This window comes from Niabella ginsenosidivorans, from assembly GCF_001654455.1.
Lineage (GTDB): Bacteria > Bacteroidota > Bacteroidia > Chitinophagales > Chitinophagaceae > Niabella > Niabella ginsenosidivorans.
In genome coordinates, this window is the sequence record NZ_CP015772.1 from 2,528,607 (window position 1) to 2,544,092 (window position 15,486).

Genomic DNA, 15,486 nt, shown 5'->3' on the forward strand with positions numbered 1-15,486 from the left:
GGCAAAGAATTTCAGGCAGCCCTGCGTTTTCTGTATCTTTAGTTGTTGTAAACAAATAACAGTTTTCTTAATGCACATCAGACAAATTCAATCCGGCGAGGCCATACAGGTGGTGCGTCTTTTTGATCAATACAGGATGTTTTACAAACAGGCATCTGACATTGCGTTGGCGCAGCGCTTTCTTGAAGAACGATTAAACAATAATGAATCGGTGATCTTTGCAGCCTTTGCTGAAGTGAACGGTACAGAGCACGCAGCAGGGTTTACGCAGCTATATCCCAAATACTCTTCTATGCGGGCTTCCAAGAATTGGATATTGAATGATCTTTTTGTAGAAGGCGCCTTCCGGAAAAACGGGATCGGCGCCGCCTTAATTCAGCGTGCCATAGCATTCGCGCGGGAAAACGGCGCGACCTTTATTCAGTTGGAAACAGCCTATGACAATAGTACCGCGCAGCGTTTATACGAGCAAACAGGCTTCCGGCAGCAACCACCCGAAACTGAATTTATTGTATACCGGTATGCGCTTGTTTAGAGAATGGTAAAATTTATAAAGGCGTATGGATCGACCGGTTTACCTGCTTATCTTTATAAAAAGAATACATATGTCCCTGTTGAATCAGAAAAACCAGAAAGGTAAAAAGAGCAACTCTAAAAAAACAGGCAACGCCACTGCCTCCAAATTTATACAAAAGCCAAAGAGCGCCGGTTTTGTAAGCAAACAACAGAACACCGGCTCACAAAGGGGAAGCTGATCAGTCAAACTGTTCCAGCAGTCTGAAATGTTTTTTTGCAGCACGCAGATAGGCTCGTCCTTTTCTGAAGGACCAGTAAGGCACGCCCTGCCTGTTGTTGTATCTGCTGATCCTGTAGAGCACTTTCCAGTGTTTTAAAATAACACCATAGGCCCGGCCCAGGCTCATATTGCAATCATAAATATGGTTCGGCTCGGCCCCTGCCCCGTTAAATTCCAGGATCATAAAATTCTTTCCCTGTTTCAGGTCTTCTATAGAAGTCGTTTTAATATCATAGCGGCCATAAAAAAAACTTTCATTGTAATGGCTTAACCGGTCAAACACCTCCACCAAACGATCATCTATATGATGATGCAGGTTGGTAAATTTTGCCCCGCGGTTATGATTGCCCGCATAAGACAAATAAAAAACCTCGCCCCGGGGAAGGATGCGCTCATAGCGGTGCTGATGGCGGTGTTCCATTTCTTCCAGGCGGTATTTTGCGCGCGGGTGCTCCGCTATCAGTTGTCTTAATGTATTTTTTCCATCGCCCTCTACCTGCAGTAATTCCTTGTGGATGAACCCGGACACCACTCCTTTTTTTTCCCAGGGATACCGGTAATAAAAAACACTTACTTCCACGGGATAGTCTACCTTTTCCTGAACAATATATTCCACAGGAATCCGTTCATGATATTTTTTCAATTGCTGCTCGTTCTCAATGACCCGGAACAGAATTCCTTTCATGCCTACATCGGGCTTAACAACAAAAGGGTATTCAAAACCCGACTGTTTGAGAATATGCAGTACCTTGTTAAATGCCTCATCATGCTTTATATAAATGGTCCGGGGTATAAATTCCGGGGGCAGCTGGTCATACATTTCCTTTTTACCCTCCCCTTCAAAGCCGCCAAAATCAATCGTGGGATTGCTGGGGGTAAAGAACCAGAAAGCCCGGCTGCGGATCGCATACCAGAGCCAGACCGGACTGATCGGGGCATAAATAACATTAAAGTTCCATAATTCCCAATTGATGATCCTGCTGAAAAACTTCCTTACACTCATGAATTAGCTACAAATATAATAACCACCTTATTATAACGTGGAATTATTATACCTTCGTAGCTATTGAAAGGGATCAATATGACAATACCGACTGTTGCGGAGTTTTTTGCCAGGGGAGAAACTCCCGATGTGCTTTTTTGGGTAGGATGTGCCGGTAGTTTTGACCAGCGTGCGCAACGTATTACCAGGGCTTTTGCAGCCATGCTTGATAAAACAGGCATTAAATATGCCATTTTAGGAAAAGAGGAACTGTGCACCGGCGATCCTGCACGCAGGGCTGGTAATGAATTCCTGTTCCAAATGATGGCTTATCAGAATATTCAAATACTGAATAACTACAATATAAAAAAGATTGTTACGGCCTGTCCCCATTGTTTTAATACCCTTAAAAACGAGTACCCGCAACTGGGTGGCAATTATGAGGTGATACATCATACCACCTTCCTCCAGCAACTCATAGAAGAAGGCCGTATAAAATTAAAAGGTGGCGGCTCTTTTAAAGGAAAGAAAATTACTTACCACGATAGTTGCTACCTGGGCCGCGCCAACGGGATTTATGAGGCGCCAAGAAAAGTGCTGGAATTGCTGGATGCAGAACTGGTGGAGATGAAACGCTGCCGCAGCAAAGGGCTGTGCTGTGGTGCCGGCGGGGCGCAGATGTTTAAGGAAGAAGAAAAAGGAAATGTGCGTATTAACATAGAACGCAGTAAAGAAGCCATTGATACCGGGGCTGATATTATTGCAGCAGCCTGCCCCTTCTGTAATACCATGCTGACAGACGGCGTTAAAAACACGGAAAAAGAAGACACTGTACAGGTATTGGATATAGCAGAGCTGATTGTAAATGAAATAGAATAATTGAAACCGGTTATATGGCGATAAATATTTCGGGCATCACCATCCATGCCACTCCTGAAAAAGTCTGGAACGCGGTAACAAAGCCCGAACTGGTAAAACAGTGGCAATACGGAAGTGATTTAAAAACAGACTGGCAGCCCGGCTCTCCGATCCGTTTTTCAACAGAATGGCAGGGGGCCCTTTTTGAACAATGGGGCACTGTGCTGGAAATACAGCCCTGTCATTTATTAAAATACAGTCTCTTTGCCCCCACGGCCGGATCTGGAAGACCGGCCGGAACATTATTTTACAATGATTTATCTGCTTACGGAAGACGGTGATGCAACCCACCTGGAGATCCGGCAGGCAGACAACAGGCCCGGAGCCATACAGGAAGCGCCTCAGGGAGAAGAGAACCCGGTTTTGCAGGCGTTAAAGAAAGTGGCAGAAACCAACTGACAGGCCCTTGTTGGCGTTATATTTGTACTATTATATTTATAAATGAACTTAGCATATAAACATCTTTTAGATCCCGGTTTCTCCCCTTACTCAAGGGTTTGGGTCTACCAATCCAGCCGGCTCTTAAGTTTGCCGGAAGCGCTGGAAGCAGAAGAGCTGATCAATGATTTTACCAAAAGCTGGGTCAGCCACAGCGATGATGTAAAAGCAGAAGGCTATCTTTTCTTTGGACAGTTCATTGTGCTGATGGCGGATGAAACCCATACCCAGGTCAGCGGCTGCAGCACCGATAGCTCCGTCCGGTTTATAAAAAAGCTGGGGGAACATTATAAAGTAGATTTCTTTGACCGGCAAAATCTGGCGTTTGTCAGGAACAATAAGATCGAAATTGTGCCCCTGCAACAGGTAAAACATGCATTTTCCGGAAATAGTTTAACGCCGGATACGCTTTATTTCAATAATCTGGTGCTCAATAAAGCGGAGTTGGAAAAGGATTGGATCATTCCTATAAAAGATAGCTGGCTGATCAAAAAGATCGGAGCCGCGGTATAGCAGCACCGGTTTTCCCGGAACAAGGCTCATTTTTCACGAACAAAGTCATCCAATTGTTAAAAAAACAACAATGCTTATCTTTGTTGCTCAAACACATTAAATAAGAAAACTATTTATGCCCAACGAAATTGAAGACTTTGATGCCGACTTAAGCGGTAGTGCTGGTAATGAGGACAAAACAGGTTGGTTCAAAAGAATCAAAAAAGGTATTCTTACAAAAACTTCTGAAAAAAGGGAAACGCAGGAAGGGCTATGGACGAAATGCCCCCAATGCAACTATATATCCACTCAAACAGAACTGAAAGAGCAATTATATGTCTGCCCTAAATGCGGGTACCATCACCGCATTAACAGTTTGCAGTATTATGAAATATTGTTTGATGACCAGCAATATACGGAGCTGTTCAACAATATCCGCGGGATGGACTTTTTAGATTTTACGGATTTGAAGCCCTATAAAAAAAGACTGGAGGATTTCTGGAGCAAAACAGATATGGATGATGCCATGCGTGTAGCAGTAGGAAAAGTAGAGGGAGAAGAAATAGTGATTGCCGCGATGGATTTTGCGTTCATTGGCGGGTCATTGGGAAGTGTTGCCGGTGAAAAATTTGCACGTGCCGTTGATTACGCCATCGCGCATCATTTACCCTTTATGTGCATCTGTAAAAGCGGTGGGGCACGTATGATGGAAAGCGCTTTTTCCCTGATGCAGCTGGCAAAAACAAGTGGAAAGCTCTCCCAGCTGACTGACGCGCGGCTCCCTTATATTTCATTACTTACCGATCCTTCTTTTGGTGGTATTACCGCCTCATTTGGAATGCTGGGCGATCTGAATATTGCAGAGCCCGGTGCCCTTATCGGGTTTGCCGGCCCCCGTGTAATCAAAGAAACGATCAAAAAAGATCTTCCTGAAGGATTCCAGCGCAGCGAATTCTTACTGGAGCACGGCTTTTTGGATTTCGTGGTCAACCGCCATGAACTAAAGCACCGGCTGGCAGTAGTCATCCGCCATTTCAGAAATTAATATTGATGGGGGGCCGGCGGCAATACAGGCAGCAGCATCGTTGCCACGCCCGCCTGAACGGGAACGGGTCCGGTTCAGCGTTCCGGCTATGTGGCAGCAATAAAACACAATCTGGAACCGGGTGCCCAAAAGTTTGTTTATAGTAGGTTGCCGTTCCGAAGATGTTACCCTGAGTTTTTTATTTGTGCTACAAAAACAATATGGCAATGACAAATCTTTCTATCGTCATCCTGAGCGCGTCCCGCGATAGCGGGAGAAGTCGAAGGATCTCTCTATTATCAAACACTTCAATATTTCAGAGACTCCTCCCCGCCTACCGGCCGGCAGGGGCTTCGCTCGGATCCGAACATTCGGATGACGAAAGTATAATTGATGCTCAATGCATAATTCCATTTGTCATTGGCAACTTGTTTCAGGGTCTGCAGTTTCAGAATCTATTGGTCAATGACAAAAGGCGTTTTTTGATCAGCCTCTTTACAAAATTGTATTCATTTTATTAATCACTCAGCAATTGAATCATTCACTTTCCATAAAAAACCGTTCTGCTTACTACGAATATTTTGTAGATGCTACCTACCAGGCCGGGCTGGTATTATTGGGCACTGAGGTAAAATCCTTACGTGAAGGAAAAGCCAGCTTTAACGACAGCTACTGCATTATTCATAAAGGTGAGATCTGGATCAAAAGCCTGCACATCTCCCCCTACTCCCATGGCACGGTAAACAATCATGACCCCGATCGGGACCGAAAATTGTTATTACAAAAGCGGGAAATAAAAAAAATAGAGGCAAAGCTTAAGGAAAAAGGATACACATTGATCCCGCTGCGCATTTACATGAACGACCGCGGCCTGGTAAAACTGGAAATTGGCCTGGCCAAGGGCAAAAAGCTCTACGACAAACGGGAATCCATTAAAAAGCGGGACGTGGAGCGGGACCTGAAAAAGTATTTAAAATAACGTTGGATCGGTCTGCCTCTGCCACAAGGAATATACTGCCTGAGCCTCAAATAAACAGGATTAAGTTCTTTAAAATAATAAACCTTTTACAGGCACCCTGAACGCATCCGCCAACCGGCAGGGCTATACTTCAGCATGACGGAAGTATAATTGATCTTCAAAACATAAGGGAATCTGTCATTAACAAGCACTCTGATTCAATACTGTCTAAAATGGCTATTAACGTTCAAACCCTTTGCTGTGCTGGTATTCTATGATCCGTAACAGAAAGCCCAATATTGTATGTTTATTTGTTTGGATGATTAAATAAACATTACTTCTGCTTCCCCTCCTTAATTGCCTTTATAATACTGACCGCATGTGCTCTTGAATTTTCAATAAACAGGCGATGCGTGTTCATGCCGCCACAGATCACACCGGCCAGGTAAATGCCTTTAATGCTGGTTTCATTGGTATCCGGGTTCAGTACCGGGCAATGCACATCATCATTACTTAGTTCAATGCCGATCTGTTTTAAAAACTGAAGATTGGGCTGGTACCCTGTGGCGGCAATGACAAAATCATTTTTTACCGTCACTAACCCTTCAGGCGTATTAATATCCACTTCATTTTCGCGGATGGCTCTTATGGTAGAATTAAAACAGGCTTTTATTGATCCTTCTTTGATCCGGTTCTCTATATCGGGCCGTACCCAGTACTTTACCCTTGTGCCGATCTCGGGGCCGCGGATCACCATGGTAACCCGGGCTCCTTTGCGCCAGGTTTCCAGTGCTGCATCTACCCCCGAGTTCATGGCACCTACCACAATCACATCCTGGAACGCATAATAATGCGGATCCTTATAATAATGCGTTACCTTGGGCAGCTCTTCCCCCGGCACATTTAATAAATACGGAATATCATAAAAGCCGGTAGCAATAATAATATGATCCGCTGTATAGGTATTTTTAACCGTGATCACCTCAAACAGATCCACCACTTTTGTAACCTGTACCACCTCCTCAAATAATTTTATGTTGAGCTGGTAGGCAGCGGCTACACGGCGGTAATATTCCAGCGCTTCGTCCCGCCTGGGTTTGGGGTTATTGGACACAAAAGGAACCCCTCCTATTTCCAGCCGCTCAGACGTAGAAAAAAAGGTCATGTTCACCGGGTAATTGTAAAGAGAGTTGACCAAAGCGGCTTTCTCCAGGATCACGTAACCGATGCCGGCTTTTTGCGCTTCAATAGCACAGGCCAGGCCAATAGGTCCGCCGCCGATAATTATAAGAGGGAAATGTTGCATACTGCAAATTTGAAGCATCAGAGGGCAACTCCCAAATTTTCCGGGAACTGTTTACAGCTTCAAACGATCAGTTACAGAAAAAATGCTTCAGAACAATTTATGGGTGCAGCTCTTTTTCATGCAATACCGCCCCTTCCTGTTCTGTCTGGATCGTTGTATGCGTAATGTGATAACGATGTTCCAGTAGTTCCTGCGCATCGCGCAGCACCTGCATAGCATCAGCATCTGAATGATGTACCAGGTGCGTGCTCATCATATTTACACCGGAGGTCAGCGACCATACATGCAGATCATGGATGCTGCAGACCCCGTTTATATTCAGCAGGTCAGTGCGCATCGCCACAAGATCAATTTCTCCGGGCACTGCTTCCAGCAGTACATTAACAGACGCCCTCAGCAGGCCCCAGGTTCTGGGAAGAATGAACAGCCCGATGCCCGCAGACAAGACCGAATCAACTGCGTACCAGCCGGTGAGTTGCATGATCAATCCTGCTGCGATTACTGCTATGGAAGTCAGCGCATCGGACAATACCTCAAAGTACGCGGCTTTCATGTTAAGGCTGGCACCGGAATCTTTCCGCAATACCAGGATGCCGGTACTATTTACAAGCAGCCCTGTAACCGCTACCAGCATCATGCCGGTAGTGGCCACTTCGGGCGGATGCAGGAAACGCTGATATGCTTCATACAGGATAAAAAAAGAAATAACGATCAGCACTACTGCATTGGTAAGCGCCGCCAGTATTTCCGCCCGGTAATAGCCAAAGGTTCTTCTACGGTCAGGTTTCCGTTCACCGTAGCGGATCGCCAGCAAAGCAAGCAGCAGGCCGCCGGCATCCGTAAGCATATGGCCCGCATCCGCCAGCAGGGCTAGGCTTTGGGTAATAATACCACCCGCTACCTCTGCAACCAGGTAGATAAAGGTCATTATCAGCACAATTTTCAGTTTTCTTTTATGCAGGCTGCTGTTGGACGGCTGTATTCCATGTATGTGCGCCATTACCCGGTATTGTTTATACAGGCAAGTTAGCAAATACCCCGCAGATAAGGAGACAGAAAAGGATCAAAAGCCTTGATTCACATGCAATAGTATTCTTTGGTATTCTGCCGTATCTCACTTAAATTTGCCACTCCTAAAATTTATAATAGACTAAGAATATGGCAAGGATTATAGCTTTCAGAGAAGCCCTGAGAGAGGCGATGTCTGAAGAAATGAGAAGAGACGATCGCGTTTTTCTGATGGGCGAGGAAGTGGCAGAATATAACGGCGCTTACAAGGTAAGCCAGGGCATGCTGGCTGAATTTGGCGAGAAAAGGGTTATTGACACGCCGATCTCTGAACTGGGTTTTGCTGCAGTTGGCGTGGGCGCGGCTCAAAACGGCTTACGCCCGATTATTGAGTTCATGACCTGGAACTTTGCCGTCCTTGCATTAGATCAAATTTTAAATACAGCCTCTAAAATGCTGGCAATGAGCGGCGGACAGATCTCCTGCCCGATCGTTTTCCGGGGTGGTAACGGTTCTGCGGGGCAATTAGGCGCGCAGCACTCTACGGCGTTTGAAGCGCTGTATGCCAATATTCCGGGCATTAAAGTGGTTTCTCCCAGCAACCCCTATGATGCCAAGGGCCTTTTAAAGCAGGCCATCCGTTATGAGGAAGACCCGGTAATGTTTATGGAAAGCGAGCAGATGTACGGCGATAAAATGGAAGTACCTGAAGAGGAATACTATATAGAACTGGGGAAAGCGGATGTAAAAAAAGAAGGCACTGATGTAACCATGATCTCATTCAATAAGATGATGAAAGTGGCTTTAGGCGCTGCTGCCGAACTGGAAAAAGAGGGGATCAATGCAGAAGTGATCGATCTCAGAACGATCCGCCCGCTGGATATGGACACCATCCTCGCAAGCGTTCGGAAAACCAACCGCCTGGTAATTGTGGAAGAGCAATGGCCCTTCGGCTCCGTTTCTTCTGAAATTTCTTACCGCGTACAGAAAGATGCATTTGATTACCTGGATGCACCGGTGCGCAGGATCACTGCGGCTGATGCGCCCCTGCACTACGCACCCAACCTGGTGGCTGCCGCCTTGCCCGATGTAGCAAGAACAGTGAAGCTGGTAAAAGAGGTAATGTACCTGAAAAAATAAAGAAGCACCTTTTATAAAAGGGATGTTGAATGATCCCGGCTGATTATATTTTATTGATTGAAAACTAAACAGAATTTGTGGCCAGAAATAAAAGTAACGATAGCCAGCACGAGATCCTGATCGTTGACGATGAGGCATCAATCAGGAAAACCCTGTCAGAGATTCTTTCCTTTGAAGGATATAAGATTGCTGAAGCTGTTGACGGCGAAGAAGGCCTGAAATTGTTTTCGGAAAAAACGTTTAACGCCGTGCTTTGTGATATTAAAATGCCAAAGCTGGACGGGATCGAATTTCTGGAAAAGGCCAGTACCATTGCGCCAGACGTTCCCATTATCATGATCTCAGGGCATGGCACCATTGAAACAGCCGTTGAGGCCGTAAAAAAAGGTGCCTATGATTTTATTTCAAAACCACCGGATCTGAACCGGTTGCTGATCACCATCCGCAACGCGCTGGAAAAAACCACTTTGGTGGCAGAAACCAAGGTATTGCGAAAAAAAGTTTCCAAGGTGCAGGAAATTGTAGGGAACTCAGCCCCTATTCAGAAAATAAAAGATACCATAGAAAAAGTAGCCCCTACCGAAGCACGGGTACTGGTTACAGGAGAAAACGGTGTGGGCAAAGAGCTGGTAGCCCGCTGGATTCATGAGCTGAGCAACCGTTCCAATAGCCCGCTGGTGGAGGTTAATTGTGCTGCAATACCAACAGAATTAATTGAATCAGAGCTATTTGGACACGAAAAAGGATCTTTTACTTCAGCTATAAAACAACGCATCGGTAAGTTTGAACAGGCAAACGGAGGCACCCTTTTCCTGGATGAGATCGGGGATATGAGCCTGAATGCCCAGGCAAAAGTATTGCGGGCCCTGCAGGAAGGAAAGATCACCCGGGTGGGTGCAGATAAAGACATTAATGTAGATGTAAGGGTCATTGCTGCTACCAATAAAGATCTTTTGCAGGAAGTGGAAGAAAAAAATTTCCGGCTGGATCTTTATCACCGCCTGAGCGTAATCCTGATAAATGTTCCTTCGTTGAATGAACGTAAGGATGATATTCCGTTACTGGTAGATCAGTTCCTGGATGACATCTGTAAGGATTACGGCATTGCTAAAAAAGGCATTGAGGAGAGTGCTCTTGAACTGTTGCAGCAATACAACTGGACCGGTAATATCCGTGAACTGAGAAACGTGGTAGAACGCCTGGTGATCCTGAGCGGTAAAATAATCACCGCAAATGATGTAAAAAGCTATGTTGCGATGAATTAAAGAATCAGGATAATTCCCGGTTGATAAAATTATGGCTCCTTTGCAGGAGCTTTTTTATTTGGCTGCCGTACCTGTTAAGGCACTCCCATCTGTCGACTTCAGACGGAAAAAGATCAGCCCGGCAATAGCGGTGATTGCTGCCATTGTAAGAAAGGTATACTTAAACACGGTAGCAGTATCTGAATGGCTGATCCAGGAAACGCTTCCGTATTTGGATAATAAATACGCGCTTACGGAAACCCCCAGGCTGATAGACAATTGCTGCATTACCAGCAGCAGGCTATTACCGGTGCTTGCATGCTCATTGTCCAGATCAGACAAAGCCAGCGTGTTCATGGCTGCCATCTGAATTGAATTGACTGCACCGTACAATACCAGCAAGGGGATCAATAAGGGCAGCGGGGTTTGCGCACTGGGAATGGCAAACAATCCTATAACCGTTGCTATAAGCAGAGTATTAATGATGAGCGTTCTTTTATAGCCCAGTTTTTTTACAATAGGCACTACCCATGGTTTAACCATAACCGTTGTAATGGCTGAAGGGATCAGCATCATACCCGAAACAATGGCAGGGTGTCCAAACCCTACCTGGAACAGTAAAGGCAGCAACAACGGCATACCGCCAATACCCAGCCTTGTTAAAAGATTCCCGAATACACCGATGCGCAGGGTACGGATACGGATCAGGTGCAGATCAATCAGCGGGTATTGCAGTTTTTGAAAGTGTACATAATAGGCCTGCATCAGCGCCACGCCCAGTACAGCAACACCAATAAGGTACCAGCCATCGATCACTTTCTCAGAACCCAGTTCTATGGCCATTGTTAAGCAGATCAATGAACCACTAAACAGCACCATCCCCCACCGGTCAAACGGCTTTTCCCTGTGAATATAGTTGGGCATGAACTTCCAGGCAGATGCCATTCCTATAATTCCAATAGGAATATTTATTAAAAAGATCCAGTGCCAGCTGGTAATGGCTACCAGCCAGCCTCCCAGGGTGGGGCCTATAATAGGGCCTACCAGCCCGGGTATGGTAATAAAATTGATCACGCCCAGCAACTTATCCTTTGAATAGGTGTACAGGATGGCAAGGCGTGCTACAGGTACCATCATGGAACCTCCAACTGCCTGCACCACCCGGGAAGCCACCAATGCTTCCAGCGTGGTGGAAAGCGCGCTTAACAATGAACCCAGTGTAAATAAACCTACTGCCCAGATAAAGATCCTGCGGGAGCCAAAATGGTCAGATAACCATCCGCTCAGTGGTATCAGCAGGGCAAGCACCAGCACATAACTGACCACTATAGATTGCATCGACAGTGGAGAGCGGTGCAGGTCTGCAGCTATGGAAGGCAGCGCGGTATTCAAAATAGTGCCATCCAGCGATTGCATAAAAATAGCCAGTGCCGCTATCCAGGGTAAATATTTATAAACGACCGGCGGGTTTTCTGATTTCAATTTCTGGAATTTAGTTCATTAAAACAAAACGGCATCATTTACGGATATATTCTACTACCTGTTATCATTTTGATGTACGGATCTTTAGGGTGCCACTTTTCACCCCTTCTGCGGAAGCTTCAAATGTAATAATACCGGGCGTTTCGGACGATTGCACCAGTGCGGTCAATTGTCCGCTGAATAGCTGCATCTGCGGAGCCTGGAACGGTTCAAGGCTGATGGGGTTTCCATTAGCCGCGGCTTTATAGGTACCGGATCCGCTTGCTTTAAAATGAATGGTCCTTGTTTCCTGCGAACAAAAATTTCCCTGCCTGTCAACGATCTTTACGGTGATAAATGAAATATCTTTTCCATCGGCCTTTATTGTTGTGCGATCCGCCGCAAGCTCAATATGATCCGGCTTTCCGGCGGTGCGCATTTCCTGTTCCGCAACCGGCCGGTTATTTTTGTCATAGGCAACTACTTTTACAACACCGGGTTCATACCTTGTATCCATCCACATCAGCCGGTAGCGTTTCTGACGATCCAGTTTTTTTGCGGAAGCTTCATCACCGGTGTTAAATACCGTAAAAGAAGTATCCTTTGTCCTTCTGCCCTGGCTTTTGCCGTTAATAAATAATTCCGCCGAAGGGTAACTCGTATATACAAAAACAGGGATCACCTGCCCTTCCTTTCCCGGCCAGTTCCAGTGTGGCAGTATATGCAATGTTTCCTTCTTTTTTTGCCACAGACTCCTGTACAGGTAAAACCGGTCCTTGGGAATACCGGCCAGGTCAATGATCCCGAACAGCGAACTATGATTGGGCCAGTCATAATAATAAGGAGTGGGCTCACCCAAATAATCAAAGCCTGTCCATACAAACTCTCCCATAGCGTACCGCAGATCGTCCTGCATGATAAAGTTATCTTCCGGCAGATCTGACCATGAGCAATATTCCAGGTCATATGATGAAGACTGGTGATTGGGATAGGTTTTCATAGCATAACGGGCAACCGGGAATTCGTAAATGCCCCTGGAACTTACAGTAGATACAGTTTCTGTTCCCAACAGGAGCTGCTGGGGCAGTTCCGGAAAATCTTTCTGATACAAAAAAGTGCGATAGTTAAAACCCGGTATATCCATTAACTGGGCCATACCGTTTGCAAGTGCTGCCGGCATATTATCCATACCCTGGGTTACTGGTCTTGTAGGGTCTTCCCGGTGGCATATATCCTGCAGGTACTTTGCCAGTTCCCGCCCCCTGGCAGTACCCTGGTCCGGTATTTCATTTCCGATAGACCATAGCACCACACTGGGATTATTGCGGTAATGATGCACCAGGTTCACCAGGTCTTTTTCTGCCCAGTCCTTAAAAAATAAATGGTACCCGTTCTTCATCTTGGGAGTTTCCCATTCATCAAAGCTTTCTGCCATCAGCAGCATGCCCATTTCATCACAGGCTTTTACCAGCTCAGGTGCGGGCATATTATGGGAGGTACGGATGGCATTGGCTCCCATATCCTTCAGAATTCTTACCTGCCGGCGGATGGCAGCTTCGTTCATTGCAGCCCCAAGCGGGCCCAGATCATGGTGGTTACAAACCCCTTTGAATTTAATATTCTTCCCGTTCAGGAAAAATCCTTTACCAGGTACAAGGCTGATAGAGCGGATACCAAAGGAAGTGGTATAAACATCCACCAGCCGGCCTTTTTTATACAGCCTGGAATATACTTTATACAAATAAGGGTGTTCCGGGTACCATAAGGAAGGCCTGGTGATGTTGAGCTCCTGCAGGTATCCGGAGTCCGGGCTGCCGGTCAAACGGGTTGTTACTGTTTTAATGATGTTTCCTGCTGCATCTGCAATAGCTGTTTGAAGAGAAAGCTCTGCATCAGCTGGCTGTTCAATTTTTGTACGGATCACCACTTTTGCCTGCTGCTCATCTGCTTCCGGTGTTGTAATATAGGTTCCCCAAACGGGAATATGCGTTTTACCGGTAACGATCAGGTGCACATTCCTGTAAAGCCCTGCGCCCGGATACCAGCGCGAAGACTCCGGGAGGTTCTCTAAACGGACCGCCACTACATTATCACCTTCCGGGTTCAGGTAAGGAGTAACATCCAGGTAAAAAGAATTATAGCCATAGGGCCAGTTACCGGCTTTTTTCCCGTTTACAAAAACGGTTGCATTGCTCATGGCCCCGTCAAATAAAAGGGTAACGCTTTTATTGCGCAGGTCAACGGGGCTTTTAAAATGCGTACGGTACCAGCCAACGCCGGTAAAAGGAAGGCCTCCTGTACGGCCGGCCATTACTCTTGCTTCTTTCTGGCCGTCCTGCCGGATGATCGTTTCCTGTTGATCGTTTTCCTTACTAAACGGGCCACAGATCGCCCAGTCATGAGGCACATGCACTGTTTGCCATTGGGTGTCATTATAACCGGCACTGCTGAATGCGCTGTCATCTTCCCGGGTAAATTTCCAGTTCTTTTCCATCAGGGTCTCGGCCCGTTGCGCCTTCAGGAACAGGGGGCTTACCAGAAACAGCAGTGCACAGATCTTTGTCAACAGGTTCATTATTTAAAAATATGCGTTACATGTTCAGGTTGTCAATTTTCACAGCGTTAAAGAAGCGCATATGGCGGCTCGTTACCAGAAACGATCAGAATTGCATGATGCCCAATCTTTGCAAGGCATAAAACATACAGGTTACATGCATGGATTGTATGAACCGGTTGGCGCGCAGCATTTCTTTAAACTGCTCCATGCCTACCAGCTCAATGTGAATTTCTTCGTTAGGATCCAGGTGTTGCTCTCCCGTTTTTTTACCACCGGTTGCCAGGAACATATGCATCCAGTTATTATTGGTAGAAGGATTGGCACAGGTTTTACCCAGGTATTCATAATTTGAAAATTCATATCCGGTTTCTTCCATCAGCTCTCTCCTGATGGCTGCTTCCAGGCTGGCGTCTGTATCATCCACACACCCGCCCGGAATTTCATAATGGGTTTCCCCTATCCCCTGCCGGTATTGCCTTTCCAGCAATACCTCGTTATTTTCAGTAAGCGCAAAAGCCGTTACCCAGGTAGGAAACTCATATACATAATAAGGATCAACGATCTTACCACCGGGCGTTTCGCACCGGTCTTTACGAACGGTAAACCAGAGATCTTTAAATAAGTATTCGGAAGCAAGTGTCTTCCATTTCATATCTGCCATTTTCTTCAAATTTACCAACCCCTTACCGGTTCCCTTTTAAGAATAACTTTTGATCATATCAGCCTATTGGCACATTAGCACATTATCAATGTACCTGTAACAACTCTACTTCAAACAGCAGCGTAGCGCCACCGGGAATATCACTCCCTGCTCCCCTGTCGCCATAAGCCAGATCAGACGGGATCCACAAGCGCCAGTGACTGCCTTCTTTCATCAGGGGAATAGCGATCTGCCAGCCTTTGATCAAAGCGCTCAGCGGGGCAGTAAACGGTTGGTTCCTTTTAAAGGAGCTGTCAAACTCCGTTCCATCCAGCAAAGCACCACGATAATGTGCCGTAACGGAATTGCTCACCAAAGGTTGCCGGCCTTCTCCTTCTTTGAGCACTTCATATTGAATGCCTTCCGGCAGCACCTGTACGCCTTCTTTGTTCTTATTTTCTTCCAGGAATTTTCTTCCCGCTTCTTTTTGGGCTTCAATTTTATTATTCATAAAATTCCTTA

General features: G+C 46.0%; 17 protein-coding genes. 10 read left to right on the forward strand and 7 right to left on the reverse strand.

The genetic code is table 11. The features are described from left to right. Positions 1 to 70 precede the first annotated feature (70 nt). Positions 71 to 535, forward strand: a complete 465-nt coding sequence (locus tag A8C56_RS10600) for a GNAT family N-acetyltransferase (protein ID WP_067755557.1) — start codon at positions 71 to 73, stop codon at positions 533 to 535. A 70-nt stretch (positions 536 to 605) separates the two neighbouring features. Beyond that, a complete protein-coding gene (locus A8C56_RS24680; protein WP_169818768.1) occupies positions 606 to 755 on the forward strand; it encodes a hypothetical protein in 150 nt (49 codons plus the stop codon). Here the strand turns inward: A8C56_RS24680 and A8C56_RS10605 are convergent, their stop codons facing one another. Next, on the reverse strand, positions 756 to 1,799 hold the full coding sequence (locus tag A8C56_RS10605) for an ATP-grasp domain-containing protein (protein ID WP_067755560.1): 1,044 nt from the start codon (positions 1,797 to 1,799) through the stop codon (positions 756 to 758). Positions 1,800 to 1,877: 78 nt separating this feature from the next. Between A8C56_RS10605 and A8C56_RS10610 the strand changes: the two genes are divergently transcribed. The 6 genes from A8C56_RS10610 to smpB all read left to right on the forward strand — a co-directional run bounded on the left by A8C56_RS10610 (position 1,878) and on the right by smpB (position 5,629). Further along, complete coding sequence (locus A8C56_RS10610) at positions 1,878 to 2,657, forward strand: (Fe-S)-binding protein (protein ID WP_067755563.1); 780 nt, start codon at positions 1,878 to 1,880, stop codon at positions 2,655 to 2,657. Positions 2,658 to 2,671: 14 nt separating this feature from the next. Next, positions 2,672 to 2,977: an SRPBCC family protein gene (locus A8C56_RS10615; RefSeq protein ID WP_218917276.1), complete on the forward strand. Its 306-nt coding sequence runs from the start codon at positions 2,672 to 2,674 to the stop codon at positions 2,975 to 2,977. Further along, positions 2,949 to 3,095, forward strand: a complete 147-nt coding sequence (locus tag A8C56_RS24855; protein ID WP_218917277.1) for a hypothetical protein — start codon at positions 2,949 to 2,951, stop codon at positions 3,093 to 3,095. The genes A8C56_RS10615 and A8C56_RS24855 overlap by 29 nt, the downstream gene beginning before the upstream one ends. Before the next feature lie 42 nt (positions 3,096 to 3,137). Further along, entirely contained in the window at positions 3,138 to 3,647 is a 510-nt protein-coding gene (locus A8C56_RS10620) for a hypothetical protein (RefSeq protein ID WP_067755566.1), read from the forward strand. Positions 3,648 to 3,762: 115 nt separating this feature from the next. After that, positions 3,763 to 4,671 carry an acetyl-CoA carboxylase, carboxyltransferase subunit beta gene (gene accD / locus A8C56_RS10625; protein WP_084490156.1) on the forward strand — a complete coding sequence of 303 codons (909 nt, stop codon included), beginning with the start codon at positions 3,763 to 3,765 and terminating at the stop codon, positions 4,669 to 4,671. Between the two features lie 511 nt (positions 4,672 to 5,182). Next, a complete protein-coding gene (gene smpB, locus A8C56_RS10630) occupies positions 5,183 to 5,629 on the forward strand; it encodes an SsrA-binding protein SmpB (RefSeq protein WP_067755569.1) in 447 nt (148 codons plus the stop codon). 313 nt (positions 5,630 to 5,942) lie between these two features. Here the strand turns inward: smpB and A8C56_RS10635 are convergent, their stop codons facing one another. Both A8C56_RS10635 and A8C56_RS10640 read right to left on the reverse strand, forming a co-directional pair. Then, complete coding sequence (locus A8C56_RS10635; protein ID WP_067761876.1) at positions 5,943 to 6,914, reverse strand: YpdA family putative bacillithiol disulfide reductase; 972 nt, start codon at positions 6,912 to 6,914, stop codon at positions 5,943 to 5,945. Between the two features lie 97 nt (positions 6,915 to 7,011). Beyond that, entirely contained in the window at positions 7,012 to 7,914 is a 903-nt protein-coding gene (locus tag A8C56_RS10640) for a cation diffusion facilitator family transporter (RefSeq protein WP_067755572.1), read from the reverse strand. A gap of 158 nt (positions 7,915 to 8,072) precedes the next feature. Between A8C56_RS10640 and A8C56_RS10645 the strand changes: the two genes are divergently transcribed. After that, positions 8,073 to 9,062, forward strand: a complete 990-nt coding sequence (locus tag A8C56_RS10645) for a pyruvate dehydrogenase complex E1 component subunit beta (RefSeq protein ID WP_067755575.1) — start codon at positions 8,073 to 8,075, stop codon at positions 9,060 to 9,062. A gap of 77 nt (positions 9,063 to 9,139) precedes the next feature. Continuing rightward, positions 9,140 to 10,327 carry a sigma-54-dependent transcriptional regulator gene (locus A8C56_RS10650; RefSeq protein ID WP_067755578.1) on the forward strand — a complete coding sequence of 396 codons (1,188 nt, stop codon included), beginning with the start codon at positions 9,140 to 9,142 and terminating at the stop codon, positions 10,325 to 10,327. Positions 10,328 to 10,381: 54 nt separating this feature from the next. Here the strand turns inward: A8C56_RS10650 and A8C56_RS10655 are convergent, their stop codons facing one another. The 4 genes from A8C56_RS10655 to A8C56_RS10670 all read right to left on the reverse strand — a co-directional run bounded on the left by A8C56_RS10655 (position 10,382) and on the right by A8C56_RS10670 (position 15,475). Further along, positions 10,382 to 11,788: a DHA2 family efflux MFS transporter permease subunit gene (locus A8C56_RS10655; protein ID WP_067755581.1), complete on the reverse strand. Its 1,407-nt coding sequence runs from the start codon at positions 11,786 to 11,788 to the stop codon at positions 10,382 to 10,384. Positions 11,789 to 11,852: 64 nt separating this feature from the next. Then, positions 11,853 to 14,342, reverse strand: coding sequence for a glycoside hydrolase family 2 TIM barrel-domain containing protein (locus A8C56_RS10660; RefSeq protein ID WP_067755584.1), 2,490 nt, complete (start codon positions 14,340 to 14,342; stop codon positions 11,853 to 11,855). Positions 14,343 to 14,427: 85 nt separating this feature from the next. Continuing rightward, positions 14,428 to 14,976, reverse strand: coding sequence for an NUDIX hydrolase (locus A8C56_RS10665; RefSeq protein ID WP_245645844.1), 549 nt, complete (start codon positions 14,974 to 14,976; stop codon positions 14,428 to 14,430). Positions 14,977 to 15,070: 94 nt separating this feature from the next. Continuing rightward, positions 15,071 to 15,475, reverse strand: coding sequence for an FKBP-type peptidyl-prolyl cis-trans isomerase (locus A8C56_RS10670; protein WP_245645846.1), 405 nt, complete (start codon positions 15,473 to 15,475; stop codon positions 15,071 to 15,073). Positions 15,476 to 15,486: the final 11 nt, after the last annotated feature.

Coding starts and splice junctions, on each gene's coding strand:
- A8C56_RS10600 (WP_067755557.1), top strand. CDS start 71: ATGCACATCAGACAAATTCAATCCGGCGAGGCCATACAGGTGGTGCGT.
- A8C56_RS24680 (WP_169818768.1), top strand. CDS start 606: ATGTCCCTGTTGAATCAGAAAAACCAGAAAGGTAAAAAGAGCAACTCT.
- A8C56_RS10605 (WP_067755560.1), bottom strand. CDS start 1,799: ATGAGTGTAAGGAAGTTTTTCAGCAGGATCATCAATTGGGAATTATGG.
- A8C56_RS10610 (WP_067755563.1), top strand. CDS start 1,878: ATGACAATACCGACTGTTGCGGAGTTTTTTGCCAGGGGAGAAACTCCC.
- A8C56_RS10615 (WP_218917276.1), top strand. CDS start 2,672: ATGGCGATAAATATTTCGGGCATCACCATCCATGCCACTCCTGAAAAA.
- A8C56_RS24855 (WP_218917277.1), top strand. CDS start 2,949: ATGATTTATCTGCTTACGGAAGACGGTGATGCAACCCACCTGGAGATC.
- A8C56_RS10620 (WP_067755566.1), top strand. CDS start 3,138: ATGAACTTAGCATATAAACATCTTTTAGATCCCGGTTTCTCCCCTTAC.
- accD (WP_084490156.1), top strand. CDS start 3,763: ATGCCCAACGAAATTGAAGACTTTGATGCCGACTTAAGCGGTAGTGCT.
- A8C56_RS10635 (WP_067761876.1), bottom strand. CDS start 6,914: ATGCAACATTTCCCTCTTATAATTATCGGCGGCGGACCTATTGGCCTG.
- A8C56_RS10640 (WP_067755572.1), bottom strand. CDS start 7,914: ATGGCGCACATACATGGAATACAGCCGTCCAACAGCAGCCTGCATAAA.
- A8C56_RS10645 (WP_067755575.1), top strand. CDS start 8,073: ATGGCAAGGATTATAGCTTTCAGAGAAGCCCTGAGAGAGGCGATGTCT.
- A8C56_RS10660 (WP_067755584.1), bottom strand. CDS start 14,342: ATGAACCTGTTGACAAAGATCTGTGCACTGCTGTTTCTGGTAAGCCCC.
- A8C56_RS10665 (WP_245645844.1), bottom strand. CDS start 14,976: ATGAAATGGAAGACACTTGCTTCCGAATACTTATTTAAAGATCTCTGG.
- A8C56_RS10670 (WP_245645846.1), bottom strand. CDS start 15,475: ATGAATAATAAAATTGAAGCCCAAAAAGAAGCGGGAAGAAAATTCCTG.